18 protein-coding genes and 1 tRNA gene are annotated in these 25,781 nt (G+C 50.8%); 6 read left to right on the top strand and 13 right to left on the bottom strand.

From position 1 onward, the window contains the following. Positions 1-124 precede the first annotated feature (124 nt). The 3 genes from BV405_RS13760 to BV405_RS13750 all read right to left on the bottom strand — a co-directional run bounded on the left by BV405_RS13760 (position 125) and on the right by BV405_RS13750 (position 4,308). On the bottom strand, positions 125-2,323 hold the full coding sequence (locus BV405_RS13760; protein WP_086481456.1) for a TRAP transporter permease: 2,199 nt from the start codon (positions 2,321-2,323) through the stop codon (positions 125-127). Between the two features lie 240 nt (positions 2,324-2,563). Further along, entirely contained in the window at positions 2,564-3,592 is a 1,029-nt protein-coding gene (locus BV405_RS13755) for a TAXI family TRAP transporter solute-binding subunit (protein WP_425435140.1), read from the bottom strand. Positions 3,593-3,828: 236 nt separating this feature from the next. Beyond that, positions 3,829-4,308 carry a YbjN domain-containing protein gene (locus tag BV405_RS13750; RefSeq protein WP_086481455.1) on the bottom strand — a complete coding sequence of 160 codons (480 nt, stop codon included), beginning with the start codon at positions 4,306-4,308 and terminating at the stop codon, positions 3,829-3,831. Between the two features lie 407 nt (positions 4,309-4,715). On the opposite strand from BV405_RS13750, the gene BV405_RS13745 reads away from it, so the two are divergent. The 3 genes from BV405_RS13745 to BV405_RS13735 all read left to right on the top strand — a co-directional run bounded on the left by BV405_RS13745 (position 4,716) and on the right by BV405_RS13735 (position 8,091). Beyond that, positions 4,716-5,720 carry a Bug family tripartite tricarboxylate transporter substrate binding protein gene (locus tag BV405_RS13745; protein WP_425435139.1) on the top strand — a complete coding sequence of 335 codons (1,005 nt, stop codon included), beginning with the start codon at positions 4,716-4,718 and terminating at the stop codon, positions 5,718-5,720. 228 nt (positions 5,721-5,948) lie between these two features. Then, positions 5,949-6,524 (top strand): tripartite tricarboxylate transporter TctB family protein, encoded by a 576-nt coding sequence (locus BV405_RS13740; RefSeq protein WP_086481454.1) that lies wholly within the window; start codon positions 5,949-5,951, stop codon positions 6,522-6,524. A gap of 4 nt (positions 6,525-6,528) precedes the next feature. Further along, on the top strand, positions 6,529-8,091 hold the full coding sequence (locus BV405_RS13735) for a tripartite tricarboxylate transporter permease (RefSeq protein ID WP_086481453.1): 1,563 nt from the start codon (positions 6,529-6,531) through the stop codon (positions 8,089-8,091). Between the two features lie 306 nt (positions 8,092-8,397). On the opposite strand, the gene BV405_RS13730 is transcribed toward BV405_RS13735, so the two are convergent. The 3 genes from BV405_RS13730 to nhaD all read right to left on the bottom strand — a co-directional run bounded on the left by BV405_RS13730 (position 8,398) and on the right by nhaD (position 12,461). After that, positions 8,398-9,183 carry a response regulator gene (locus BV405_RS13730; protein ID WP_086481452.1) on the bottom strand — a complete coding sequence of 262 codons (786 nt, stop codon included), beginning with the start codon at positions 9,181-9,183 and terminating at the stop codon, positions 8,398-8,400. A 211-nt stretch (positions 9,184-9,394) separates the two neighbouring features. Then, positions 9,395-11,068, bottom strand: a complete 1,674-nt coding sequence (locus BV405_RS13725; protein WP_245832335.1) for an ATP-binding protein — start codon at positions 11,066-11,068, stop codon at positions 9,395-9,397. 142 nt (positions 11,069-11,210) lie between these two features. Then, positions 11,211-12,461, bottom strand: a complete 1,251-nt coding sequence (nhaD, locus tag BV405_RS13720) for a sodium:proton antiporter NhaD (RefSeq protein WP_086481451.1) — start codon at positions 12,459-12,461, stop codon at positions 11,211-11,213. 315 nt (positions 12,462-12,776) lie between these two features. On the opposite strand from nhaD, the gene BV405_RS13715 reads away from it, so the two are divergent. After that, positions 12,777-14,306 (top strand): protein adenylyltransferase SelO, encoded by a 1,530-nt coding sequence (locus BV405_RS13715; RefSeq protein WP_245832334.1) that lies wholly within the window; start codon positions 12,777-12,779, stop codon positions 14,304-14,306. 337 nt (positions 14,307-14,643) lie between these two features. Then, positions 14,644-17,913 carry an EAL domain-containing protein gene (locus BV405_RS13710; RefSeq protein ID WP_176330166.1) on the top strand — a complete coding sequence of 1,090 codons (3,270 nt, stop codon included), beginning with the start codon at positions 14,644-14,646 and terminating at the stop codon, positions 17,911-17,913. A 105-nt stretch (positions 17,914-18,018) separates the two neighbouring features. Here BV405_RS13710 and BV405_RS13705 read toward each other — a convergent pair whose 3' ends face one another. The 4 genes from BV405_RS13705 to BV405_RS13690 all read right to left on the bottom strand — a co-directional run bounded on the left by BV405_RS13705 (position 18,019) and on the right by BV405_RS13690 (position 21,907). Continuing rightward, complete coding sequence (locus BV405_RS13705) at positions 18,019-20,130, bottom strand: methyl-accepting chemotaxis protein (protein WP_176330165.1); 2,112 nt, start codon at positions 20,128-20,130, stop codon at positions 18,019-18,021. 420 nt (positions 20,131-20,550) lie between these two features. Continuing rightward, positions 20,551-20,638: transfer RNA gene (locus BV405_RS13700), tRNA-Ser, on the bottom strand. Between the two features lie 163 nt (positions 20,639-20,801). Further along, a complete protein-coding gene (locus tag BV405_RS13695; RefSeq protein WP_086481448.1) occupies positions 20,802-21,254 on the bottom strand; it encodes a YiiD C-terminal domain-containing protein in 453 nt (150 codons plus the stop codon). A gap of 92 nt (positions 21,255-21,346) precedes the next feature. Next, the gene (locus BV405_RS13690; protein ID WP_086481447.1) at positions 21,347-21,907 is read right to left on the bottom strand and encodes a nitroreductase family protein; all 561 of its coding nucleotides are present in this window, start codon (positions 21,905-21,907) and stop codon (positions 21,347-21,349) included. Positions 21,908-22,120: 213 nt separating this feature from the next. On the opposite strand from BV405_RS13690, the gene BV405_RS13685 reads away from it, so the two are divergent. Then, entirely contained in the window at positions 22,121-22,747 is a 627-nt protein-coding gene (locus tag BV405_RS13685; protein WP_086481446.1) for a hypothetical protein, read from the top strand. Between the two features lie 168 nt (positions 22,748-22,915). On the opposite strand, the gene queF is transcribed toward BV405_RS13685, so the two are convergent. The 3 genes from queF to BV405_RS13670 are packed head-to-tail and all read right to left on the bottom strand — an operon-like array spanning position 22,916 to position 25,576. Continuing rightward, a complete protein-coding gene (gene queF / locus BV405_RS13680; protein ID WP_245832333.1) occupies positions 22,916-23,794 on the bottom strand; it encodes an NADPH-dependent 7-cyano-7-deazaguanine reductase QueF in 879 nt (292 codons plus the stop codon). Between the two features lie 3 nt (positions 23,795-23,797). Continuing rightward, complete coding sequence (locus tag BV405_RS13675; protein WP_086481444.1) at positions 23,798-24,571, bottom strand: ABC transporter permease; 774 nt, start codon at positions 24,569-24,571, stop codon at positions 23,798-23,800. Beyond that, a complete protein-coding gene (locus tag BV405_RS13670; protein WP_086481443.1) occupies positions 24,572-25,576 on the bottom strand; it encodes an ABC transporter ATP-binding protein in 1,005 nt (334 codons plus the stop codon). It lies immediately after the preceding gene. Positions 25,577-25,781 lie beyond the last annotated feature (205 nt).

The following is a 25,781-nucleotide window of genomic DNA, read 5'->3' as shown; positions in this document are numbered from 1 at the left end:
GAAATTCATAACGGCAGTTCAATAAAACTGTCAGGGAAAACAGCGACAAGAGCCTGGCATATTAAAGCGCCAGCACCTTCATAAAAAGAAAAAGCTGCCACTTTCCAAGTGGCAGCTTTCAGTGTTAAGCAGCCTCAGCACTAACAACCTGATGAGGGTTCACCGGCTCTGCACGACGGCTCATCACAAAAAGCGCCAGCAGAATCGCGAAACCTGCCAGCTGGGCAATCAGGCCAAGATCCGGCCAGAGCATCAGACCCGCTGATGGCACCAACAGGATTCGCTGCCAAACCTGAAGCGGCCCTTCAAGGTGATTCTCAAAGAACCCTGCAAGAGCATACATCCCCAGACAGGCAAAGATGAAAATCTGAATGACCTCCGGCAGCGTCCCGCCAATCAAAGGCGTATAAGCAAACAGCAAAGGCACCACATAAAGCGCCTTAGCAAAACGCCAAGCCATAAAGCCGGTACGCATTGGATTGGCACGGGCAACCGCTGCTGCTGCAAAGGCAGCCAGACACACCGGCGGTGTGACATTACTGTCCTGAGACAGCCAGAAGATAATCATGTGAGCAGAGATCAGACTGATGGTCAGGGTTTCTGCGGACAGCCCCTGCTCAATCACCATATCCAGCGAATCCGATGGCAGGGTTGCGATCACCTGCTGCGCCTGAGCCAGTGTTAACCCCTGCGGCAGTGCTTCAGCAAGACTTGGCAGACTCAGAGTAATCATGGCACTGGCCATGCCTTCAACCTGACCGCTCATCAGATAATCGATCAGGTGAGACTCGTTCATGAGGCTATACAGTGCCGGAGCCGAAAGCGTACCCAGTACGATATAAGACGCCGTCACCGGAAGCCCCATGCCAACAATCAGAGAAGCCAGAGCAACCAGCACCAGACTGATCAGCAAACTACCGCCACTCCACTGACTGATCATCAGCGAGAAGGTATTACCAACACCGGTTGTGGTCACCACATTGATTACCAAGCCTACAGCGATCAGCAGCACTGCGGTCGGGATCATATTGTAAGTACCTTGCACCATGGATTCCGCGATATCCCGCAGCCCCATCGGTTTAGGAGATAACCAGGAGGCGAATACCACACTCAGAATACTGAAGCCTGCCGCATAGGTCGGAGTAAAGCCGTAGATGAGCAGTGCCACCAGCACAACGATAGGAACCAGAGAGTGCCAGCCGCGCTTCAGAATATCCCGCGCACGGGGCGTCTCTTCCTCAACCACCTGAATATTCAGACGCTTTGCTTCGATACGGACAAAGAAAGCCACTGACAGGAAATAGATCATCGCTGGTAGAAACGCCAGAGTGATAATTTCCAGATAAGGCACCTGAGTGTAAGAAGCCATGATAAAAGCGCCCGCCCCCATAACAGGCGGCATCAGCTGACCACCGGTTGAGGCAGCCGCTTCAATACCGCCGGCATAGACTGGACGAAAGCCTGCGCGCTTCATCATAGGAATGGTGATCACACCGGTGGATACCGTATTCGCAACCGCAGAACCGGATATTGAGCCCATCAGAGAAGATCCCAGTACAGCCACCAGACCCGGCCCACCGATCATACGCCCCGCTACGCAACGCGCCAGCTCAATAATAAATTCACCGGCACCGGAGCGAACCAGAAAGGCTCCGAACAGGATAAACATATAAACGTAGGTTGAGCTGATACGGGCGATGGAACCGAACATCCCCTCGTTAGAGAAGTAACTGCGGAATAATAGCGTCTCTGCCGTCAGCCCCGGAAAGTGGAATACACCCGTCAGATACTTACCCCACCAGGCAACATAGGACAGAGCGATCAGAATCATCACAGGAATCACCCAGCCACTGGTACGGCGGGCAAATTCAACCACCAGAATGACCGCAACAATCGCAGCTAACCAGTCGGTAGTGATAAAGGTAACCCCACGGGCATAAAGTGCCGACTCACCCAGCATCAGATAAGCCACAACGACAAGGCTCAAGCCGCCCAGCAGGATATTGATCCCCCAATGGAAGGTCTTAGCAGTACCGGATTTACTCTTCCCTGTACGGTAGAGCAACGCACAAAGAAAACCGAACATGCCAAAGTGCATCGCCGACAACCACAGCTCGGACATATTGCCGAGCGTGTTGAAATAGATATGGCTAACCGCGACAAAAATGCAGAAAACAAAAGCAAACTTACCAAACCAACCCTGGGTTTCCGGGGCTGGCACTGCCGATTCCGGATCAGATGACAGATGAGCATCCAGCTCTTCAGGCGTAGGAGTGCTTTGAGGCTCCTGAAGGGCCTCATGACTCAGTGACTGTTGACTCATAACAGGGTCCTTTTAAAACGCTGACAGCGCAAAAGCGACAACTGACCTTCAGAGTGAAAATCACCCGTAAGGTCAGTAAAACAATAGGGAAAACGAAAAAGGGCAAGACCGTAATAAGCAAGACAATCCGCTGCTGATTGATGCCATGACCGGCAACCGAGTGAGCACGGTAACCGGCTCAGTTCAGACAACGGGAAAGTGACACCCTGCTGAATTCAGAAAGGTCTTGCCCTGAAAGGGTTAAAGCAACGCGTCCGGAACCTTTACACCCTGCTCACGGTAGTAACGCAGCGCACCCGGGTGCAGCGGAACCGGAAGACCGTTAATCGCAGTTTGCAGCGACATTTCAGACGTTGCCTTGTGGATATTTTTCAGGAAACCTAAGTTTTCATAAATCGCTTTTGTCAGCTGATACACGTCTTCTTCACTAACGTCATCACGAACCGCCAGGAAGTTAGACTGAGCCATCGACTGAACCGGCTGAGACTGATTCGGATAGGTGTTCGCCGGAATGGTGTAAGGCACCCACAGTGGGTACTTAGCATTCACTTTGGCCAACTGCTCATCAGTCACCGCCAACAGAGAAGTCTCTGTATTGGTATCTGCCATCGCACGGGTTACCGCAGAAACCGGCATACCACCCGAGGTATTCATACCGTTAATTTTGCGGTTGCTGAAGGCATCCGCTGAAGCGCCATAACCTAGGAATGACAGATCAAAGGTCTCATCTGGGTTGATGCCCAGCTGACCGAAGATATAACGGTTGGCGCCTTCAGTGCCTGAGTTGCGCTTACCAATGGAAAAGCCTGCGCCCTGCAGATTCTGAAGATCATCCAGAGTTCCGGTTTTTACCTTATCTTTTGATACCAGAAAGTGCTCAACCTGAGGCCACAGCATGGTCACAGAACGCAGGTGTTTTTGAGGGCCTGCATTGGTCAAAGGACCTTCACCGGTTTTCGCCCAGCTGCCGTAAAGCCCCATCAGGATCGCAAACTGCGCCTGATTTTCACGCAACAGCTTAATGTTCTCACCGGATCCCGCCGAGCTGATCGCAGACAGTGAGATTTTATGGGTTGGCTCCAGCTTCACCTTAGTCAAGGTGCTTACCGCAACGCCTACAGGGTAATAGGTGCCACCGGTTGTCGCCGTCGCAAAAATATACGACTTACTGTCCTGCGCCTGAACGCCAGAAGCAAAAACAGAAGCGGTCAGCGCAGCGGCCATCGCAGTGGTTTTAACAAACGTGCTTTTAAAAATGGAATCTTTCAAAACAGTACCTTGCATCAAGTGTTTCATTGTCATGTGTTCCTTATCTTTCTTGTTTTAGTCCTGCGTAGCCTCTGAGGAAGCATCACGCAAACATGACAATTGCAAAGCACAGGCCAAAATCCAAAAGCCGCTAAGCGCCTGATTTTAGTGGCTTTCAGCAGACAAAAAAATACCCGATCAGCAGAATATTGCTGACCGGGTAGTTTTTATGAGCGGGATTTTGCTGATACAGACAATCAGTGCAGATATTCGCCTTCACTCTCGCTGTCGTCACCCTCAGGGCCTTCCGGATAGGTAATCACGCCCATGTTCTGACAGTCACTCACCAGCTGGCGGGTGTATTCCATCACATTCAGCAGGAAGTGACGGAACTGACTGAAAGACACGCCCGCCCGAGTGTGCAGAGTATCCATCATCACAAGTTTCGGCAGGGCTTCATCAGAGACCTCCACAAACACCTTTAGGTGTGGGAAAGCCATATTGATGCGCCCCATTTCGATGGTCAGGGGCAGCAGTGCCGTGGGTCTCAGCTCCACTTCTGTGGTCAGTACCAGATGATCCGATTCCACAAAAATCCGGCTGTCCAGAACACCATCCAACTGTTGCAGATCGGTCAGATGCAAACCGTCGCAATGCTCACAGATGTAGTTGGTGGTTGAACCTTCGTTTAACCAGCGTTTGACCTGATCGCTGTCAGGTACAAAAAGGGGTTCCATAAAAGCCTCGATAAGTCGCTTGGACCGGTTCGGTGATCTCTAGATTGGGTTCTGGTCGTTAAAGCCGCAATTAAAGCGCTATTGCTGATCATTATAACGGGCTGACACAGTGCCGACTAGGAAACTGAGCGCTAAGTATTGATCAGCATTGCACTTTTTGAAGACAGATCCCATACCGAACACCTCTTTTACAGGCTTTTAATCTACCGTGGTTTTTATGAACAAAATGCCCTTTAAGAAATAAAAAGCCTTTAAGTTCATAAACTTCTGCTTTTTCACCTCGTTAACTAAGGTTCAACACATGTTCAACTTGCCATGAACAGATCTGAACAAGATCGCCGGTGGACAGCACCACCGGTAACAACCAAAAAAGAACCCCGATAACAATAATCAACGAGGTCACTATCATGAAAACCACACACTCGTTCACTCGCCGTACTCTGTTAAAAATGGCTGCAGCCGTTGCTTTCACAGGTGCGATCTCCCTTCCGTTATCCGTTAATGCAGCTCAGGCTCAGGTAGAAAGCATTCACTTTCTGGTGCCTGGTGGCGCTGGTGGTGGCTGGGACGGTACTGCACGTGGTACCGGTGAAGCGCTGAAAAAATCCGGGCTGGTGAACAAGGTTTCTTTCCAGAACCTGTCCGGCGGTGGCGGCGGTAAAGCAATTGCTTACCTGATCGAAACTGCTGAACAGCAAAAAGATACTCTGATGGTGAACTCAACACCTATCGTTATCCGTTCTCTGACGGGTGTATTCCCTCAGTCTTTCCGTGATCTGACTCCGGTTGCCGGCACCATCGCCGACTACGGTGCTCTGGTGGTACGTAACGACAGCCCATACACCCATTGGGATCAGGTTGTAGCGGATTACCGCAAAAACCCACGTCAGGTGAAATTTGCCGGTGGTTCTACCCGTGGCAGCATGGATCACCTGGTTCCTGCTGCAGCGATTAAAGAAGAAGGTTTTGACCCACGCTCTCTGCGCTACATCGCATACGATGCAGGCGGTAAAGCGATGGCTGGCCTGCTGTCCGGTGAAGCGGATCTGCTGTCTACCGGTCTGGGTGAAGCACTGGAAATGGCGAAAGCCGGTCAGGTTCGTATTCTGGCAACCACTGCACCAAAACGTACTCCTGATGCGCCAAACGTACCGACTCTGAAAGAGATGGGTAACAACACCGTATTTGCTAACTGGCGTGGTTTCTTCGGTGCTCCGGGTATGAGCGACGAGAAGCGTGATCAGATGGCGAAAGTACTGGGCGCTATGTACGACACTGAAGCCTGGGAAACCGTACGCTCCCGTAACGGTTGGGTAAATGACTACAAGCCAACCACTGAGTTTGTGACCTTCCTGGAAGCACAGGAAGAGCAGGTTGGCAGCCTGATGCGTGAACTGGGCTTCCTGAAGTAAGTCAGGATCACTCTGAGTCAACTCTGAATCTGAGAGTGCATACCGGTGGTAACCGAGCCTGAGGTTACGGTCACCACCGGTTCTCAGTCAGCAAGTTTGCTCAGACAACGCTATCAAATTCAACATAACACCTGTCCCCTTCTCCCATTTAGGGCTGCTCAGGTGAGTACTATCTGAACTGAATTCAATATCTTTTCCGGGGGCTTTCGTCTTCGGCTGGAGTTCGTCATGTCTAACCATCAGACACCTACACAACCTGCTTCAGGTACAAGCAAACCATCTTTAAGCCTGAATAAGGATCTGATCGGCGGCCTGATTTTTCTGGCGCTGTCGATCGGCTATGGATTATCTGCACAGATGATTCCTTACTTCCCCGGCGATGAATATGAACCGTTTACAGCCCGTACCCTTCCTTATGTTCTGTCTGTTCTGGGTACGGTGCTGTCTCTATCACTGGTTATCAGCGCGCTGCGAGAGCAGCAACAAAAGAAACAGGAAAAAGCACAACAGCAAGGTCTGGATCTGCCACAGCTGCAACCTGCTTTAGGCTACGACTGGTCAACTGTGATCAAGCTACTGGCGATCATGGTGATCTACGCCATGGGTCTTAAGTGGATGGGCTTTGTGATCTCCACCACCTTCTTCCTGTTTGCAGGCTTCTGGGTACTGGGTGAGCGCCGTAAGAAGGTGCTGTTTGGTGCGTCTTTGCCTTTTGTTCTTGCTTTTTGGTTTGCACTGACACAACTGCTGGATATCTATCTGGCACCAGGCCAACTGTTCGCGGCTCTGGGTTTCGGAGGATAAGCTCATGTTAGACGGTATCTTAACGGGTCTGGGCACCGCCGTAATGCCCATGAATCTGCTGATGGTTTTCATTGGCTGTTTTGTCGGAACCTTTATCGGCATGTTACCGGGTCTTGGTCCTATTTCGGCCATCGCCCTGATGATTCCTATTACTTATGGTCTGGAACCTTCCTCAGGCATCATTCTGATGGCGGGTGTTTACTACGGTGCAATTTTTGGCGGATCAACCTCTTCGATCCTGATCAACGCACCGGGTTGTTCCAGTACCGTTGTAACCGCTTTTGACGGTTACCCGCTGGCTCAGAAAGGTCAGGCGGGTAAAGCACTGGCTCTGGCGGCTTATGCATCATTCACCGGCGGTACTATTTCTGCCGTGTTCCTTTTAGTCGCAGCACCGGCTCTGGCCAGCGTGTCCCTGAGCTTTCAGTCAGCAGATTACTTTGCTCTGATGGTTCTTGGCCTGACCGCTGTTGCGGCCTTTTCTGGCAAAGGTCAGGTACTTAAAGCACTTTTGATGACGGTTCTGGGTCTGATGATCTCAACCGTAGGTACCGACCGCTCAACCGGTGTTGAACGCTTCACCTTCGGCAATATCGACCTGATGGACGGTATCAGCTTCCTGCTGCTGGCGATGGCCACCTTTGCTCTGGCAGAAGTGGTGATGGCCGTACTGAAGCGTGATCACCTGAAAGAGGAAGAAAACGAAACCGACTCCAGCCAGATTGGCAGCATGGCGGTAACCAAAGAAGAAGTGAAAGAGGTTGCACCAACGGCTCTGCGCTCTTCGGTTCTGGGCTTTATTGTGGGTGTTCTGCCGGGTGCCGGTGCGACCATCGCCGCCTTCCTGGCTTACGGTATGGAACGTAATCTGGCCAGTGCGAAAGAGAAGCTAAAGTTTGGTTTTGGTTCTCTGCGCGGTCTGGTTGCCCCTGAAGCGGCTAACAACGCGTCATCATCCGGTTCTTTTGTACCTCTGCTGACACTGGGTATTCCGGGTTCCGGTACTACTGCCATCATGCTGGGCGCTCTGATCGCTTACGGTATTCAGCCGGGCCCTCGCATGATGATCGACAATCCGGACGTGTTCTGGTCAGTGATTGTGTCCATGTACATCGGCAACATCGTACTGCTGATCCTGAACCTGCCGCTGATCCCGTACATCTCTAAGCTGCTGATGATTCCACGTACCGTGCTGGTGCCGATGATTCTCTTCTTCGCGATTACCGGTGTGTATCTGGTGTCCTTCAACACCTTTGATATCTACATGATGGTGGCGTTCTGTATCGCAGCGATTGGCCTGCGCATGCTGAACTTCCCGATGGCACCGCTGCTGCTGGGCTTTGTGCTGGGCGGTCTGATGGAGAACAACCTGCGTCGCGCTCTGATGATCTCTGACGGCAGCCTCTCCTTCCTGTGGGAGCGTCCGATTACGCTGGTGATTGTCTGCATTACCGTCCTGGTTCTGGCGGCACCGATTGTTCAGAGCCTGCTGCAGAAGAAACGCTCTAAGGCTGCACAGAAGGCAGGTCAGGCTGACAGCGAAAACAGCAACGGCGAAACCGCCTGATTGGATCAAAAACAGAGAAAAGTCAGGACGTTAACCTCATCGGGTCGTCCTGACAGAAAGAAAGTACAAAGAAAGAAGAAAACCGACACTAATTTGATGATGTTTTACAAAAGCTCAGGAACTTTTGTCACACAGAGAATCTAAAACATCGTTGCCCACCTGAACGGATCTCTCATCGGGTGGGTACACATTCGGAATGGGTCGAGCATTCGTGCTCACTTTTTAGCCGGTATCCTATAGGGGAATACCGGCTTTTTTTGTTTTAAGCACCCGTTTTTTTCGTGCCCCAAAAAAGATTATCGATTGTTATTTCAACCGATAGCGACGCTCAGGTCGGCCAACCGTACCGTAACTGATATCCGCCTGCAGCACCTCACAACTCACCAGATATTCCAGATAACGTCGTGCGGTAGTTCGGCTTACACCAACCATCTGTCCCAGCGTTTCAGCATTTACCGCTTCGCTCAGCTCAGAGTTAAAAGCTGCGGTGATCTTATCCAGCGTCAGCGCATCAATCCCTTTAGGCAGATTTTTAGGGACGGCAGGGCTTTGGCTCCGATCGGTATTTTCAACGTCTGAATCCGCTTCGGCGGTATGCCCCATCTCACTGCGCGGTAACAGCTGATCCACATCCTGTTGCGCCAGATGAGACTCCTGCTGCACCAGAGCTTCTAACTGCTGGCGATGGCGACTGTAGTTCTGCAATGCCGCCTGTAAGCGATCAAACACCAGTGGCTTGAGGATATAATCAAACACGCCGCCACGAAGCGCCGCCTGCAACGTAGAGGCTTCTTTAGCGGCAGTAACCAGTATCACATCCGTAGCCTGATTGCGTCCGCGCAATTCCTGCAGCAGTTCCAGACCCGTGCCTTCCGGAAAGTGGATGTCTAACAGAATCAGATCCGGCTGCAGAATCTCGGTCAGATCCCGCGCTTCATCTAATGTCAGCGCGATACCCTCAACCACAAAACCGGGAATCTTCTCGATAAAACGCTGCTGAATCTCTGCAATGCGACGATCATCTTCCGCAATCACAATGCGAAACGGCGTGTCGTTTACGGGTACGTCTGCCGATGGCAAAACCTGTGTCATACGTCTCGGTAACCTTTTTTTGTCTGTACTGCCTTTGACCCCGTCTGACCCATGTTGATCAGGTGCAGATCAGGTAAGGCGCACTCTTTTTATTGGCTTGGTTATTGGTCTGTTTATTGATCTGGTTATTGATTTCGTTATTCGTTTCGTTGGTTGCTTGATTGATTGGCAATGAGTGCCTGTATGCGTTCCGATTATACCCTGTACCGCCCTAAGCTTCTGTTTTAACCGCTTCTTTAGGAATATAAACCACTGCCCGGGTACCCTTAGGTTCAACAGGTTCCAGAGCGATCTCGCCATGGAGACGATTCAGAGCCTGAGCCACCAGATACAAGCCGTAGCCATGATTCTGCCCCGATTTGCTGCTGACCCCTTTTGCAAACAACGCTTCGGTCTGCGCCGGATCAACACCCTGCCCTTCATCTTCTACTTCGAAGATCAGGTCATTCCCCAGATCTGTCATCGACAAGCGAATATGCTTGGCATTACCTGCAGCTAATGAGGCATCCATAGCGTTATCTAACAGGTTAGCCAGAATAGTTACCAGTAACTCCCTTGGCAGATCATCCGGCAGATCCTGCATCTGACTTTCGGGGTCAATCTCAAGGGTCAGCCCCAGTTCACGGGCGCGGTTGTATTTACCCAGAATACAACCGGAGAGCACAGGATCAGGCACCGCACTTAGCAAGAAGTGCAGCAGGGTCTGGTGATCACGGGTTTCCTGCCCGATCACTTCAATCGCCTGATCGGTTGCTCCAATCTGAATCAGACCAGCAATCGTGTGCAGTTTATTGGAGTATTCGTGAGCCTGACTTCTCAGGGTATCGGCGTAGATCTGCATACGGTTCAGCTGATCGGTCATACGATCCAGCTCATCTTTCAGACGGAAACTGGATACCGCTCCAATCACTTTTTTCGACTCATGCCCCACACCACTCTGGAACAGAGGAATACGGTTTACCACCACCCGCTGGCCACCGATAATATCCTCTTTATCTAGAATCGGTTTCCCGGTCTGCATCACCTGCAAAAGATCGCCGTTGGTCTGCAAATCTCGAATATTGCGCCCATGCATACTCTCATTGGGATTCAGCCCGAAGATGTTCAGTGCAGCCTCGTTAAAGGTGGTGATATCCCCTTTGGGGTTAATGGCGATAACCCCTTCCCTGACCGATTGCAGAGTAGCATTTCGTTCCTGATAAAGACGGGCGATCTCTTCCGGCTCAAAGCCAAAAATCGCCCGTTTGAAATAATCACTGATCAGCTTGGCGATAAAAAGGCTCACCAGTACCGTGGCCGCCGAAAACCACCAGATGCCGGTCTGATAATGCCCCACCACCTGATCAACCTGATTAAGCATGTAGCCCACGGAGATAATGCCAATCACCTCCTGATCACCATCTCGGCCTTCTGAGAAAACAGGTACTTTGCCGCGCACCGATGGCCCCAAACTGCCGATAGCGGTAGAGACATACTCCTCACCTAGTTCAAGGGCCCGTGCGTTGTCGCCACCGACCATCTTTTTACCGATCCGATCCGGTATCGGGTGGGCATAGCGAACCCCGTTTTCATCACCGACCACGATAAAACGCGCACCGATAGCCGAGCGTATCTCTTCCACCAGGGGCTGAATTTTCCGGCTGTCTTCCTCCTGCAGTCCTTCCCGTATCTGCGGCAAACGGGCAACGGCCCTGGCAACATCCAGCGCCTGCTGACCCATCTGAGTTTCCAGCGTGCTGGCGATAAAGTTGAGGGACACAGCCCCCATCGCCAGTGTCAGCAGGAGAGCAAAGCCACCCAGCAGAATCAGCATACGTGCCTGCAGATTCAGCCGGAACGAGAAGCTCAGAGAGCGGGAAAGAGAAAGACGGGCGATGGAAGACACGGGTGGCTCCTGTCATTCAATGAATAGGTTATGACGAGTAAATAAGGACTCGGAATAATCCAAGTATGACAGAAAGTTAACGGGAAAGGCGGACAACAAAAAGGCCAGCAATGCTGGCCTTTCCGGGGTCGTTAAACAGGGATCAGAACATCCAGTGTCCCAGTACCCAGGCACCGGCATAACCTATGGTGTAGGCGATCAGCAACGGCAGAATAAAACGCACATAACGGCCAAAAGTCAGGGCACCGATTTTGCTCATCATCACAATACCGGCAGCTGAACCGATCACCAGCAGGGAACCACCCACACCTACGGCGTAAGTCAGGCCCATCCACTCCTGCGTGCTCATCTCGATACCCGCTTTCAGTACCGCTGCAGTCAGAGGTACGTTATCAATACCGGCGGAAAGAACACCCATCAGATAGTTAGCCAGCAGTGGCGGCATCATCTCGTAGAGACTCACCAGACTTTCCAGCACACCGATCTCTTTCAGCATACCCACCAACAGCAGGATACCGAGGAAGAAGAGCAGGGTTTCAAACTCAATCACCCGAATGTAATCCATGATGGGATCTTCGTTATCATCATCGAAGAAACGCGCCACCAGAAACATCAGAGACATACCCGCCAGGAAGGTCAGCATCGGCGGAATATGGAACAGGGCGTTAAAGGCGATGGTCAGCAGAATGGTGCTCAGGAACACCACAGCGATGATCAGATCCACCCGACGAATCGGCGTGATCTTCTTCTCGATCACTACATCCCCTTTCAGGCCAAAGGAGAGCATCAGGGTCAGAGCAACAACACCGATCAGTGCTGGCAGCGACAGGTACAGCAGCTGCAGTACGCCGACATGACCAGAGAGGAAGATCATCAGAGTAGTTACGTCACCGGTAATCAGCGCCACACCACCGGAGTTCACCGCAAACACCACCAGAGCCGCAAAACGCAGGGTCTTTTTGGCTTCCAGATTCAGAGACAGAATCAGCGCCGCAGACACCAGCGTTGCGGTGATGTTGTCGGCAATCGAAGAGAAAACAAAACAGAACAGGCCGGTCAGCACCAGCAGCATCTTCTCGGAGATGCGTGAGGGAAGAAAGAGGTAGATCAGGTTCTGAATCAGGCCTTTCTTGTTCAGATAGGCAACGAAGGTCATCGCCGCTACCAGAAACAACCAAAGCTCGGCGATCTCAGAGATACTCTCAGACAAGCCTTCTTCGATGCGGACAAGACCCGCTTCACTTTCAGGAAAGATAAACATCAAAAGCCAGGAGACAGTCCCCAGAAACAGGGTCACCTTGGCTTTGTTGATATGGATTACTTCTTCAAAAACAACACCTAACAGCGCTAAAAAAGCCAGCGCCAGCAGGACGGTATGCAGCAGTTCGGTCATCGGGGGCCTTCTTGATTGTTATCTTATTATCATCTGCAGCCACGACCGCCGATTGCGCGCACCCTGAATCGGATGTCTGTAAGACAGGCTAAACAGCGGTCTATGATGCAGTGCGGCAAAATTTAAGGCTGAGATTATAGGCCTAAAAACCAAGCAACCGGTATAGGCCTTGCGAGGTATTTTTTAACTGAGGCGACCTTTCCAATTAACTACCTCTGCCTACGCCTCTGCCAAAGCCATTGAGACTACTGATAGACAATCCCGACCAAAACACTATGATATAAATTCATTCCGCCGCAATAAGAGAGCTGCGCTTTGACCACCGGAAATCTCCGCCTGAAGGCTCTGCAACTGACCCGCCACTACCAGCTGCTGCCGGAACAACATTTCCAGCTTATCCCCCCTGCTCCGTTGAATGATCCTTATCTGGTCAGTATGAATGCTGATGTTGCCCAAAAACTGGGGCTGAATCCTGACTTGATTGACCGTCAGGAATTAGCAGAGTTTGCCAGCGGCCAGAGACTCTTTACCGGTAGTGATCCGTTAGCGATGAAGTACACCGGCCATCAGTTCGGTACCTACAACCCGCAATTGGGAGATGGTCGCGGGCTTTTACTGGGTGAACATTTAGGGCCTGACGGTATCCTTCGGGATCTCTATCTGAAAGGCGCGGGTAAAACCGCTTATTCCCGCTTTGGTGATGGGCGAGCTGTATTACGATCCAGTATCCGGGAATATCTGGCCAGTGCCGCTATGGCGGGTCTTGGTATCCCGACCACAGAAGCGCTCTGCATTATTGGTTCAACCGATACCGTGCTGCGGGAAAACTTTCCCGAACCCTGTGCTACCCTTTTGCGGGTCACCCCCTGTCATATCCGCTTTGGCCATTTTGAATACCTCTACCACAGCCGCCAGCACGATGATCTGAACAAGCTGACCCACTACGTGATTGAGCGTTACTACCCGACGCTTAGCGAAACCGATAACCCGCCGCTGGCACTGATCCGGGAGGTCATTCATCGTAGTGCCGGACTGGTTGCCCGCTGGCAGGCTTACGGTTTTGTCCATGGAGTGATGAATACCGACAACATGTCGATTATCGGTGAGACCTTCGACTACGGCCCCTTCCAGTTTATGGACAGCTACAAGGCAGATCAGGTCAGTAATCACTCTGATCATCAGGGACGCTATGCCTTCAAAAAACAGCCGGATGCGATGCTGTGGAATCTTTACTGCCTGGCGCAGTGTTTTATGCCACTGGTATCCGATGATGCCAAAACAGCGCAAAGCCTGTTAGAAGAAGAACTGGTGCACTTCACTGGAATCTATCAGCAGGAATATCTGACACTGATGCGCCAGCGACTGGGGTTGGAATCCGATCAAACCAGTTCAGACAATACCAACCCAGACAAAACCGCTGAAACTGACCGTCAGCTGATCGAAGATCTTTGGCGACTGTTAGAAGTCCAGAAAACCGATATCACCCTCTTCTTCCGCTTATTGAGCGAAACACCGGTCAGCGAGCAACAGCATAAACTGGCAGGTATCTGCACCTACCCTGCAGCCTTTGAGCTTTGGCTGAAGCAATATCATCAGCGGATGGCATCAGGGGATCTGACGGAAGAGAAGCGACTGACCAATATGCAGAGGGTGAACCCGGTTTATCTGTTGAGAAACTATATGGCACAGGAAGCGATAGAGCTTGCTCATCAGGGGGATATGAGTCGCGTTAACGAGCTGCTCACTCTGTTGCAGCGGCCATTCGAGTATCATCCAAAGCTTCCACAATATGCGGGCCCGGCTCCAGAGTGGAGCGCAGGCATTTGTCTGAGCTGCTCTTCATAACACCCAACTAAAGCCTGAATAACGTATGAGCAGCATCATTCATAACTTACTGATTTAGCAGTTAATGATCTGACTCAAAAGGGCAGCAGTTACATTTTGATACATAAATAATAAATGTTAACCTCTGCATCAAGCCGCAGGGCCAGAACTTTAATTTAAAGAGCCAGACTTTAAATAGAGGCAGTACATTTAAAGACCCAGTACTTTAAAGACCAGGCCCTTACAAACTCTGTGCTTTACCAACTTAGCACTTGCAGGAAATGGCATTTTCGCCGATAAGTTGCCTGTAGGGCTGCTGTCAGAAATGCAGCAGCCTCTGATCCAACGAGGAGCCATCATGGAATCACTAAAAATCAGCCAGATGTTATCGCCTCAGCTGATTACGGTTCCACCGGAAAAAGAGATTGCAGCCGTCCTCCAGCTGATGCAGCAGGAAAAGTGCAGCTGTATCGTTATCACCTCCGAAGATCAGAAACCTGCCGCAATATTCACCGAACACGACCTGCTCCATCAGCTTGCTCTCAATCACCAGCAACTTACCGGCCCGATCAGTCAGTTCGCCCGGGAGGCGGTAGTGGTTGATGAAGCGATGCACCGTAACGACGCCTTTATTCTGATGAATGATCGTCAGGTCAGTCATCTGGTGGTGACCAATGCCGATGGCCTGATTGTGGGCGTGGTGTGTAATAAAGACTTTACCGATCACTTTCTGCACCTGCCGGTGGCGATCAACCTGAAAGTCAGTCAGGTGATGAGTCGACAGGTTGTTACCCTGAGCCCTAAAGACACTCTGCAGCAGGCTTTATCCGAGATGGATAAAGCCCATATCAGCTCCATTGTAGTGACCGATGAAGGCAAAGCTGTCGGTATTCTCAGCGAACGGGATCTGGTTCAGCTGGCTCTGGAACGTCACAATCTGGCACACCTCCCGCTATACGATGTGATGCACACACCGGTTCTGAGTATCGACAGCGACTGCCTGATCCTGACCGCCCTGCAACGTATGGAACACCACCAGGTTCGCCGTTTTATCGTCTCCGATACCGAGAAAAAAGTTTGCGGCATCATCACCCATCACGATATCAGCCGTGCAATTCAGATGAGCTATGTGGATTATCTGGAAGCGGAACTGCAGAACAGAGAGGCGGCTTTCAGCTCTCTGAAAGACCAGCTGGAAAAGGCGGATCAGAATGACCTGCTGACCACCCTGATGGATCAGGTCCGGGACGGTATCTATATTCTGTCTGCAGTCGATCTGAGCGTGGTGGATGTCAATAAACAGGCTTGCCGCCAAACCGGCTTCAGCCGGGAAGAGCTGATCGGCAAGCAGCTGACAGATATATCTACCTATGCGGTGCATATCACTGCAGACATGATGAAAGAGCAGATGAAGCAACGACCATCTCTCTTCTTCCATACTGAACACAAAATCAAACAGGGTGGCACCCTGCCGGTCGAGATCAATACCACTCTGGTTCGTCTGGGAGATGATGATTACTTTGTCGCCTCTGCCCGGGATATTTCCGAACGTCTGCGCATTGAAGAGAACCTGAAAGAGCGGGAAGAAACCTACCGCAGCGTTATCGAAACCTCAATGGATGGTTTCTGGATTATCGACACCGAAGGCAAGATTCTGGAAGTGAATAAAGCCTACTGTGAGATGGTCGGTTATACCGAGGAAGAGATCCTTGAACTGGGCATCCATGATCTGGACTGCAACGAAAATGAGGTTCAGGTTAAAGCACATATCGGCAACGTCTTCCGTAACGGTAAAGATCTGTTCGAAAGCCGCCACCGCTGTAAGGATGGCAGCATCATCGATGTTGAGGTTAAAGCCTCCTTCTGGCCCCACCGTGGTGGCCGTCTCTTTATTCACCTGAAAGATATTACCCAGCGCAAACAGAATGAACTGCGCCTGAAACAGGCTGCAGCGGTTTTTGAGAACACCAATGAAGCCGTTATGGTGGTCAGTGCTCAGCGTAAGATCCAGCGGGTTAATAAAGCCTTCTGCAATATGACAGGTTACTCGGAAGAAGAGGTTCTGGGTCGTTCACCGGCTATTCTTCAGTCCGGTGAACAGGATCGCCGTTTCTATAAAGCGATGTGGCACAACATCCGCACCTATGGCCACTGGCAGGGTGAACTGATCAGCCGCCGCGCCGATGGCAGTACCTATCCGGAGCTGCTGAACATCAGTGTGGTCAGGGATCATAACGGCGATATCAATCACTATGTCGGGGTTTTTGCCGATCTTTCCGAACAACGTGAATCCGAAAGCCGGCTGATGTTTCTGGATTATCACGACCCCCTCACCGGCCTTGCCAACCGCAAGAACCTGATGATGCGTACCGATCACGCCATTCGCCAGCTACCGAAAGAGAAACATCAGGTGGCTCTGATTGTGATCGGGCTGGATCGCTTTAAAAACGTAAACGACAGTTACGGCCACAGTAGCGGCGACGAGCTGCTGCGCCATATCGCCAGCATGCTCGATCAGGATGTACCGGAAGCGGATACCATCTGTCGTCTGGGTGGCGATGAGTTTGCTCTGCTGTTTGATCACCTTTCGGACACGGATGAGCTGATCCGCATCGCCAACAATCTGATTCGTCGTATCAGTCAGCCGTGGAAACTATCCGATAACCGCACCGTGAAGCTGGGTGCCAGTATGGGGGTGAGTCTGGCTCCTCAGAACGGTCTGGATGCGGATACCCTGCTGCAGCATGCCGATGCGGCACTGTTTCAGGCGAAAAACGAAGGTCGTTCCCGACTGCGCTTTTTCTCCGATGAGCTGACGCAAAACGCCCGTAATCGTCTGGAGCTGGAAACCCGTATGCACCAGGCGTTATTGCAGGATGAGCTGGAAGTTTATTTCCAACCCCAGGTGGATATTCTGAGCCAGGAAATTATCGGGGCCGAAGCTCTGGTACGCTGGAACCATCCGACCGATGGCATGATTCCACCCAATGACTTTATTCCTCAGTGTGAAGAGAACGGTCTGATTCACGAGATCGGCCTTAAAGTACTGGAGCAAACCTGTCGTCAGGGTAAAGCCTGGCTGGATGAAGGTTTTGAGCCTATTCAACTGGCAGTGAACCTGTCAGCAGTACAACTGCGTAATCCGGAGCTTTATGTCCATATCACCCGTATTCTGCTGGAAACCGGCTTCCCGCCGCAGCAGCTGGAACTGGAACTGACCGAAAGCAGTCTGATGGGCAATCCGGAGCAGCCTCTGAAACTGCTCCAGCAACTGAAAGATATCGGCATCAAACTGGCGATGGACGATTTTGGTACCGGCTACTCCTCCTTCACACAGCTGAAGCAACTACCGCTGGATCTGCTGAAAATTGATAAGAGCTTTATCGATGAGATTGACCAGAATCAGGATGACTTTGAGATTGTGGCTGCCATCACGGCGATGGGGCAGGCTCTGGGACTGAAAGTGCTAGCCGAGGGTGTAGAGACCAAAAAGCAGCTGCATGCTCTGGCTGATCTCAAGTGCGATCGCTATCAGGGCTATCTGCTGAGCAAACCAATTCCGATCAAAGACTTTGCCGAACTGCGTAAACGCCATAAAGCAGAGCACAGCATCAGCTATTCGATCTGATTAAAGCGGCTTCTCCTATGATGCAAAAACGGGGCTTATTCGCCCCGTTTTCCTTTCCTGTCATGTGGCCTAAGCCTAAGCTTTCAGAGCTAAAACCTTCAGAGCCTATACCTTCAGGCGGCTGAGCTGATCGTCCAGAAGCCCGACAACCTGAGTCAGTTCCTGACGAACACCATCAATGGTATGGGCCTGATCATTCAGCTCTTTAGCAGTATCACCGATACCGACAACACTCTGACTGATCTCAGCATTGACCTGACTTTGCTCTTCCGCGGCAGATGCCACCTGAACCGTGTTATCCGCAATCAGGTTAACCTGTCCAGCCAGCTCTTTCAGGCTCTCAACACTTTCAGCGATGCTCTGAGTCGTTTCTTCAGAACGGCTGCGGTTAGCTTCAATCTGTTCGACAGCTTCCCGCACGTTGCTTTGCAGTCGCTTAACCAGCTCGTTGATCTCTTCTGTGGATTTTTGCGTGTTAGCCGCCAGCGTGCGAACTTCATCCGCAACCACGGCAAAACCACGTCCCTGCTCACCGGCACGGGCAGCCTCAATGGCCGCATTCAAAGCCAGCAGGTTAGTTTGCTCGGCAATATCAGAAATAGTGCTGACGATCTGGTTAATGTCATCACTACGGGCTGAAACCTTGGCAATTCGCTCACTGTTTTCCGCCATTGCCTGAGCAATCGCCTGCACCTGCTCAACACTGTGATCAAAACTGGCCTGAGTGTTACGCAAAATCTTCTCAGAAACCTGAGTACCTTCTGCACTGGTGGATGCCAGACGGGCCACTTCAGCGCTGGTGGATGCCATCTCTTCCATAGCCGTTGCCACACTATCAGTCTCAGCGGTCTGACGGGCAATGGTTTCTGTAGTGATGGTGGTGGCTTCACTCAACAGATTAGTCTGTTTCTGCACCTGCAGACTTTGTTCCTGCAGCGCCAGAATCATCTCCCTAAGCTTGGCGATAAACTGGTTGATACCCTGACTGATCTCAATCAGCTCTCGGTGGTTCTCAATATTAAGGGTCTGAGTCAGGTCGCCATCGGCACTGCTCAGGTTGAACACACGTTCGCGCATCTGGTTCAGAGGTCGGGTAATGGTGCCAACAAAGATCACAATGGCTGCAGCTGCAACACCGATAATCACCAGTGAAAAGACAAACTGTGTACCCATGGTATTACGGACATCCGTTTGCAGATCCGCTTTCAACTGATTAACCCCGGCAAAAGCAACCGACTCGGGCACCGTCATCACCAGTCGCCAATAGGTATCCGGTGCTTCAATATGAATGGGACGCTCAGCGACCAGTAGCTGATTAAACTCAAAAATCTCGCCATTCTTGCCTTGCAGTGCCTGAGCAAAGCCCTGATCAGCCTCGCTTAACGGGCGGGAAAGTTTCTTTGCATACTGACTGCTGGCGACAATGCGGCCTTTAGCGGTAATCAGGTGAAGCTGAGCTTTACCCTCAAACAGCTTGGCAGACATCTCTTTCATCCGCTTTTGCAGTACCGGAAGATTAATATCGGAACCGGCAACCCCCACAAAGCGTCCATCTTTCTTGATCGGCGTTACCAGACTGGTCATCAGCACTTCATTGCCCGGCTCAATCTCATAGAGATAAGGCTCAACAATACAAGTTTTACCGGTCTCATAACTGCAGAGATACCACTCAGATTCCCGATCTCCCAGATCATTAGGAGTTTCAGAATATTTGGAATTTGGATCTTCGGTAGGATAGTGATTCAGAGTGCCATTTTCACGCACCCAGTAGGTTTCTAACGTGCCTATAAATGTGGTGTGCTCACCCGAGCCGATCATCACGGCGTCATTATCGCCATAACCATTTTTCTCAAACTGGATATAACCGGAGCTGACCAGAGGATTAGCCGCCACGGCCTGACGAACCAGCGCCTGCACTTCGTCGCGGCTCAGGCGTTTCTCGGGTTCATGCATACCAAAAGTGACCGCATGATTCATATTAACCGGAGTATCAAACGCCCGGTTCATATAGCTGCCAACATCACTGGCAACGCGGTAGGAGGCCTGTTCCAGAATATCGAAAACCCGCTCACGACTGGAGACGGATATCTGGCTGATCACCTCCTCAGAGGTGTGTTTCATTGCATTGGTGCCCACCCAGGACATACCGCCCAGAGCAACAACCAGAAGAAGCAAAGAGAACAACAGAAGCTTGTTTCTTAACGACCATGTTTTCATAGATAGGGGTCTCATCAACTAACAGATTGAGCGTTCCCTGCACCTCGGCAGCTTTGGCTGCTCTTATCCGGTTCATCCTTACCGGGTTGTCCTTATCATTATTGTTCACGCAGGTTTGTATTAGCTGAGGCTTGACTGTAGCTGGTCAGTCTACGATACATAACTTTACATAAGCATGACAAGATATACGCCGAAAATCATTTCCGAAGCGGTCACTATCAGCGTAGCAACGAATACAGAAATTGCCCGACACGAGCAGGACAAGCAGCCCGATATTAGCAAACAGAGGAAACCGGCTATCTATAACCGGAGGGGTAGATGAAGAACAGGAAAGACAGCTGAAACTGAGGACAAGATAGACTTTTCGTTCAGAAACGAAAAAGCCCGCTAACTCATTGAGTTAGCGGGCTTTAGAATTTGTGGCGGAGAAGGAGGGATTCGAACCCTCGATACCTTTCGATATACACACTTTCCAGGCGTGCGCCTTCGACCACTCGGCCACCTCTCCGCAATATCTGACCTGAACAACACTTGCTGCTCAACAGATGGCGCGTATTATATGGAGAGGTTTTATCCAGAGCAAGTCTTTTTTGGAATTTTTTCTAACTTTTTTATAATTCTCAAGTACTTACCCTGCTTTCAAGGGTATTCAGCTCGAGATTAAGCCGGTCTCAGACATCCAGAGCGACATAATCACCACTGTAGCGAACAGCGACTTTATCGCCCTGACTGATTTCAGCAACAATCGGCAGGCGACCACGTCCTTTTGTGCGAACCTTATCGATCAGAGCCGCCTCCCCTGCTGCGTCAGGACAGAAGCAACGCACCACAAAATCAGAAGTGACAGGAGCAAAAAAGTCGATGGTTCCGGTTTTGACTACAGCACTGCGCTCCAGATCTTCTTCGATCAGAAGCAGTGTTGTCAGCGCCCACCCCGCCAACGTACACAGGCCGCTGATCGATCCGCCAAAACCTGTGCCCTTATCATTCAGGTTAGGTTCTAAGGAAACATGAAAACACACTTCATTGTTCTCAAAGGTTACCCGATCAAGCCCCATGTGATTTACCAGAGGGATAGAAGCTTTAACGTGCTCTAAAAACTGATCAACCCGTGCCTGTTGCACAATCAACTCCTTACTTCCAATGATTCACTTTCTGATTATTCGTTTTCCGGCTCTGCTCTTTTGAGTACTCTGACCCAACCTCGAAAGACGCGTTACACCCAGCGCTCTACAAAGTCGTCAGTATTATGTTCCGGCAGCGGCTTATTACGGCCTTCAACGTCACCGATATAAAGAAAACCTACGATCTGGTCTTCACCTTCAAGGCCAAGCTCGTGGTTCACTACTGGATCAAAAGCGACATCACCGGTACGCCAGATGGCACCCAGACCTTTAGCATGAGCCGCCAGCATCATATTCTGGGCTGCTGCACCTGCTGACAGAACCTGCTCAACAACAGGCACCTTAGGGTGGTCTTCAGTAACTTTGGCGATTACTGCGATGACCAGTGGTGCACGCAGAGTCATAATGCGCATTTTATTCTGCTGAGCTTCATCGGCATCCGGCTTGCGGCTCATCAGGCCTTTGTAAAAGATCTCGCCCAAACGCTCACGACCCGCACCGGTAAACTCGATAAAACGCCAAGGTCGGATACAGCCATGATCCGGCGCACGTAACGCGGCCTGATAGATAAATTCAAGGGTGTCGGCACTGGGTACATCACCGGAAAGTTTCGGGTGGGAATTACGGTTCAACAGTAACGCTTCAGCTTGCATATCAACTCCGGTTATTAACTGAATCTGGGCTCTGTCCAGACCAAAAAGTACGCGCCAGCCTTGTTTGAAAAAACGGTGAATATCGTCAAAAGAGCCTTTATTTAACTACTTTTACAGGCTTTAAACGCACTTCCTGCTCCGCAAAAAAGCCATAGAGATCAACAGGATTACGGGGTATGATGCCCAAACCTGAGTCTTTAAGGAAATCGCGACATGGTTTTGTCCACACTGGCACTTGTAGGCATTATACAGCTCTTCCTGCTGTTAGCGGGCGGTATCTTTTTTCTCTTTTTACACACTCGTTTTCTGAAAAAACAGATCCGTGAACTGCGTGGTGAAACCTCGCCAGAAACTGAGGATGTTCCTCCTCCGATGACAGCAATGACAGAGGGCTCTGAAGCTGCTCCCGAAGAAAACATCAATACCGATCAGGTTGATGCCGGTGAACTTGATCCTGAAAAGGTAACCGGTGAAATCTCAGAATTGCGCAAAATGCTGGATGAGAAGCTCCTGCTGACCGCGAACTTACGCAAACTGATCGAAGCCTTGGAGCAAAATCCGGACTCTGCACCTGAAGTGGCAGAACAGCAGAAAAGCTCTTTGCTGCATCTTGAGGAGTACATCAAGATGAGCCGCAAAGAAGGTGCGGCAGTGGAAGAGAAGATCACTCACTATCGTGAGCAATTAGCTAAAGCCAAGAAACTGCTGAATCGTTATAAAGAGCAGCACGAGCACGATGTAAAACAGATAGAAACGGAACAGAAAACAGACGGCCAGAAAGCTGATTCAGCACCGGAAGCAGCAGTATCTGAAAACACCGACGCACCTAAATCGGAATAGCTTAGTCATCAGGCTCTGTACTCATCTGACACCAAGCGCATCTATCTCAACTTGCAGAATGCTAAAAAGCCGGTGAAACCTCTCATAATGAGCTTGGTTTCATCGGCTTTTTTGTTTCCGCTATTTAAAGCCACGCCTTTCAGAGCGTCACCTTAACCGAACTGAACCCTACTGGCGGACAAAACGTCGGTTTTCCAGATCCGGACGGTTTGAAGAGCGCCACGGGTTAATATCCAGACCACCACGACGGGTGTAACGGGCAACAACCGTCAGCTCTTCCGGCTTGCAGCGTAGGCTCAGATCCACAAACATGCGCTCAACACACTGCTCATGGAAATCGTTATGCTGGCGGAAAGAGATGATATAAGCCAGCAAGCCCGCTTTATCGATCTTCTTACCGGTATAACTGATCTCTACGGTCGCCCAATCCGGCTGACCGGTAACCGGACAGTTGGAACGCAGCAAGTGACTGTACAGCGTCTCTTCAACGATCAGATCACTCTGATTTTTCAGCAGTGCCGGCTCCGGATGGTAGTGGTTTACCTCGATATCCAGACCATCAATACAGCGGCCTTTTGGCTCTACCACCTGCAGTGCAGTCGCACCATCCAGATCATTCAGCTCAACAATCACGGGCGCACCTGCCGCTGCCGACAGATCCTTTTCCAGGGTCGCCTGAAGCTCCTGACGGCCGGATAACTGAGTCTGATTAAAAGAGTTCAGGTACAGCTTAAAGGATTTGGACTCAATAATATTTTCGGAATCCGCAGGAATACGGAATACCGCAACCGCCACTTCCGGTTTGCCCTTGGCATTCAGCCAGGACAGCTCAAATGCGTTCCAGATATCCTGACCGAAGAAAGGCAAACGCCCCGCTTCAGCACCCAGCTGCTCAAGGCCGATCTCGTCACGCTTGGGCTGACGGGGAATCGGAAACAGAAGGCTGGCATCGTACTGATCCACGTACTGAGTTTCTTTACCCAGCTGTGAGGTTTCAGCGCTGGCAGCCTGAGCCTGGCCAGCGTTATCCATAGGGGAATGACTCATCACTTAACTCCGGATTCCTTTACCCTTGTTTAACAGGGTCAGACAAAGGGTAAACATTGCAACAATAAAGAAGGCAACGGCCGACAGGGCATAAACCACATCAATATCCGACACACCCAGAATGCCGTAACGGAAAGTGTTCACCATGTAGAGAATCGGGTTCAACATGGACACACCCTGCCAGAAATCCGGCAGCAGGGAGATGGAGTAAAACACACCGCCCAGATAGGTCAGCGGGGTCAGAATAAAGGTCGGCACGATGGAGATATCATCGAAGCTGCGGGCAAACATGGCGTTCACAAAACCGCCCAGTGCAAACAGAATCGAAGTCATCAGTACCACCAGAATGGTGATGCCTAGATTGTGCAGATGCAGGTCGGTAAAGAAGAGCGACAGCACGGTAACGATAAAACCAACTGTCAGGCCACGGGCAACACCACCCAGCACGAAACCGCTCAGAATGATCCAGTTTGGCGTCGGCGAAACCAGCAGTTCCTCAATACTCTTCTGAAAACGCGCGCCGTAAAAAGACGACACAACGTTAGAGTAAGAGTTAGTGATCACCGACATCATGATCAGACCCGGCACAATAAACTGCATGTAGGTGAAGCCACCCATTTCACCAATCCGGCTGCCGATCAGGTTACCGAAGATGACGAAATAGAGCGTCATCGTGATCGCAGGTGGTAACAGAGTCTGCGCCCAGATGCGGGTAAAGCGATTGATCTCTTTATGGATAATGGTGGTAAACGCAATCCAATATTCCTGAACACTCATTTATGCAGACACCTTATCTTTTTGATCGGATTCCTTGTTTGCAGCATCGTGTTTCTTACGATCCTGCTCCACCAGCTCAACAAACAGCTCTTCCAGACGATTCGACTTGGTACGCATGGAGCTGATACTCACACCCACGGCATTCAGCTGGGCAAACACTTCGTTAAGGTGCTGACCACGCTGCATCACCACTTCAAAACTGTGCTCATCAAGCAGCTGGGTTTCAAAACCTTCGATTTGAGGTGCCTGGGTCAGCGTTTCAGAGGTATCCATAATGAAAACCTCGGTATTCAGTTGCTGCAGCAACGCCTTGATCGTGGTGTTTTTCACGATCTCGCCCTGATCAATAATGGCGATATTGCGGCACAGGCTTTCAGCTTCTTCCAGATAATGGGTGGTAAGGATGATCGTGGTGCCTTCCTCGCGGTTGATCTTCTTGATGAACTCCCACATGGAACGACGCAGTTCGATATCAACCCCCGCCGTCGGCTCATCCAGAATCAAAAGACGAGGCTTATGGATCAGAGCACGGGCGATCATCAAACGGCGCTTCATACCACCGGACAGCATGCGGGCCGCGTTATCGCGCTTATCCCACAGGCCCAGTTCTTTCAGAAACTGCTCGGTACGGGCTTTGGCTTCTTCACGGGGAATACCGTAATAACCCGCCTGGCTGAGGACGATGTCCTTCACTTTCTCAAACTGGTTAAAGTTAAACTCCTGAGGCACAACCCCCAGAAAACGCTTCGCTTTGGAGAAATCTTTATCGATATCGACACCAAAAATAGAAACGCTGCCTTCTGATTTATTTACCAGAGAGCTGACGATACCCAGAGTGGTTGATTTACCTGCACCATTGGGACCTAACAGTGCAAAAAAATCGCCTTGCTCAACATCAAGATCGATCCCTTTCAGGGCGACAAAACCATTAGCGTAGACCTTCTTCAGGCCTCGAATGGACAGTGCCTTAGCAGACTGCCCTTGGCTGGAGTGTGCTTCGGTCATTAAAAACACCTTTTGAAAGATTCAGTGCAGCTGGCAACCAACAAAGTTCGTAGCCAGACAGGATACGGCTTTACCGTATAGAGGATGGCAGAGATATAGGGGCGCTAAGCCCAATTGCAACCATTAGACAAATAAAAGAGTGTTCCCTTAAGAAATAATCCATATACTGCTAATACCCACATAAAAATAGCCAGTATTCATCAGA

Origin of the sequence: Oceanospirillum sanctuarii (genome assembly GCF_002150805.1) — a bacterium.
GTDB classification, from domain to species: Bacteria; Pseudomonadota; Gammaproteobacteria; order Pseudomonadales; family Halomonadaceae; genus Oceanospirillum; species Oceanospirillum sanctuarii.
The sequence above is the reverse complement of the archived record's forward strand: the minus strand, read 5'-3'. Positions and strand labels throughout refer to the sequence as shown.

Bases quoted from the DNA above. Each gene is read 5' to 3' on its own strand.
- BV405_RS13760 (WP_086481456.1), bottom strand. From the start codon at position 2,323: ATGAGTCAACAGTCACTGAGTCATGAGGCCCTTCAGGAGCCTCAAAGC.
- BV405_RS13750 (WP_086481455.1), bottom strand. From the start codon at position 4,308: ATGGAACCCCTTTTTGTACCTGACAGCGATCAGGTCAAACGCTGGTTA.
- BV405_RS13745 (WP_425435139.1), top strand. From the start codon at position 4,716: ATGAAAACCACACACTCGTTCACTCGCCGTACTCTGTTAAAAATGGCT.
- BV405_RS13740 (WP_086481454.1), top strand. From the start codon at position 5,949: ATGTCTAACCATCAGACACCTACACAACCTGCTTCAGGTACAAGCAAA.
- BV405_RS13735 (WP_086481453.1), top strand. From the start codon at position 6,529: ATGTTAGACGGTATCTTAACGGGTCTGGGCACCGCCGTAATGCCCATG.
- BV405_RS13730 (WP_086481452.1), bottom strand. From the start codon at position 9,183: ATGACACAGGTTTTGCCATCGGCAGACGTACCCGTAAACGACACGCCG.
- nhaD (WP_086481451.1), bottom strand. From the start codon at position 12,461: ATGACCGAACTGCTGCATACCGTCCTGCTGGCGCTGGCTTTTTTAGCG.
- BV405_RS13710 (WP_176330166.1), top strand. From the start codon at position 14,644: ATGGAATCACTAAAAATCAGCCAGATGTTATCGCCTCAGCTGATTACG.
- BV405_RS13705 (WP_176330165.1), bottom strand. From the start codon at position 20,130: ATGAAAACATGGTCGTTAAGAAACAAGCTTCTGTTGTTCTCTTTGCTT.
- BV405_RS13690 (WP_086481447.1), bottom strand. From the start codon at position 21,907: ATGCAAGCTGAAGCGTTACTGTTGAACCGTAATTCCCACCCGAAACTT.
- BV405_RS13685 (WP_086481446.1), top strand. From the start codon at position 22,121: ATGGTTTTGTCCACACTGGCACTTGTAGGCATTATACAGCTCTTCCTG.
- queF (WP_245832333.1), bottom strand. From the start codon at position 23,794: ATGAGTCATTCCCCTATGGATAACGCTGGCCAGGCTCAGGCTGCCAGC.
- BV405_RS13675 (WP_086481444.1), bottom strand. From the start codon at position 24,571: ATGAGTGTTCAGGAATATTGGATTGCGTTTACCACCATTATCCATAAA.
- BV405_RS13670 (WP_086481443.1), bottom strand. From the start codon at position 25,576: ATGACCGAAGCACACTCCAGCCAAGGGCAGTCTGCTAAGGCACTGTCC.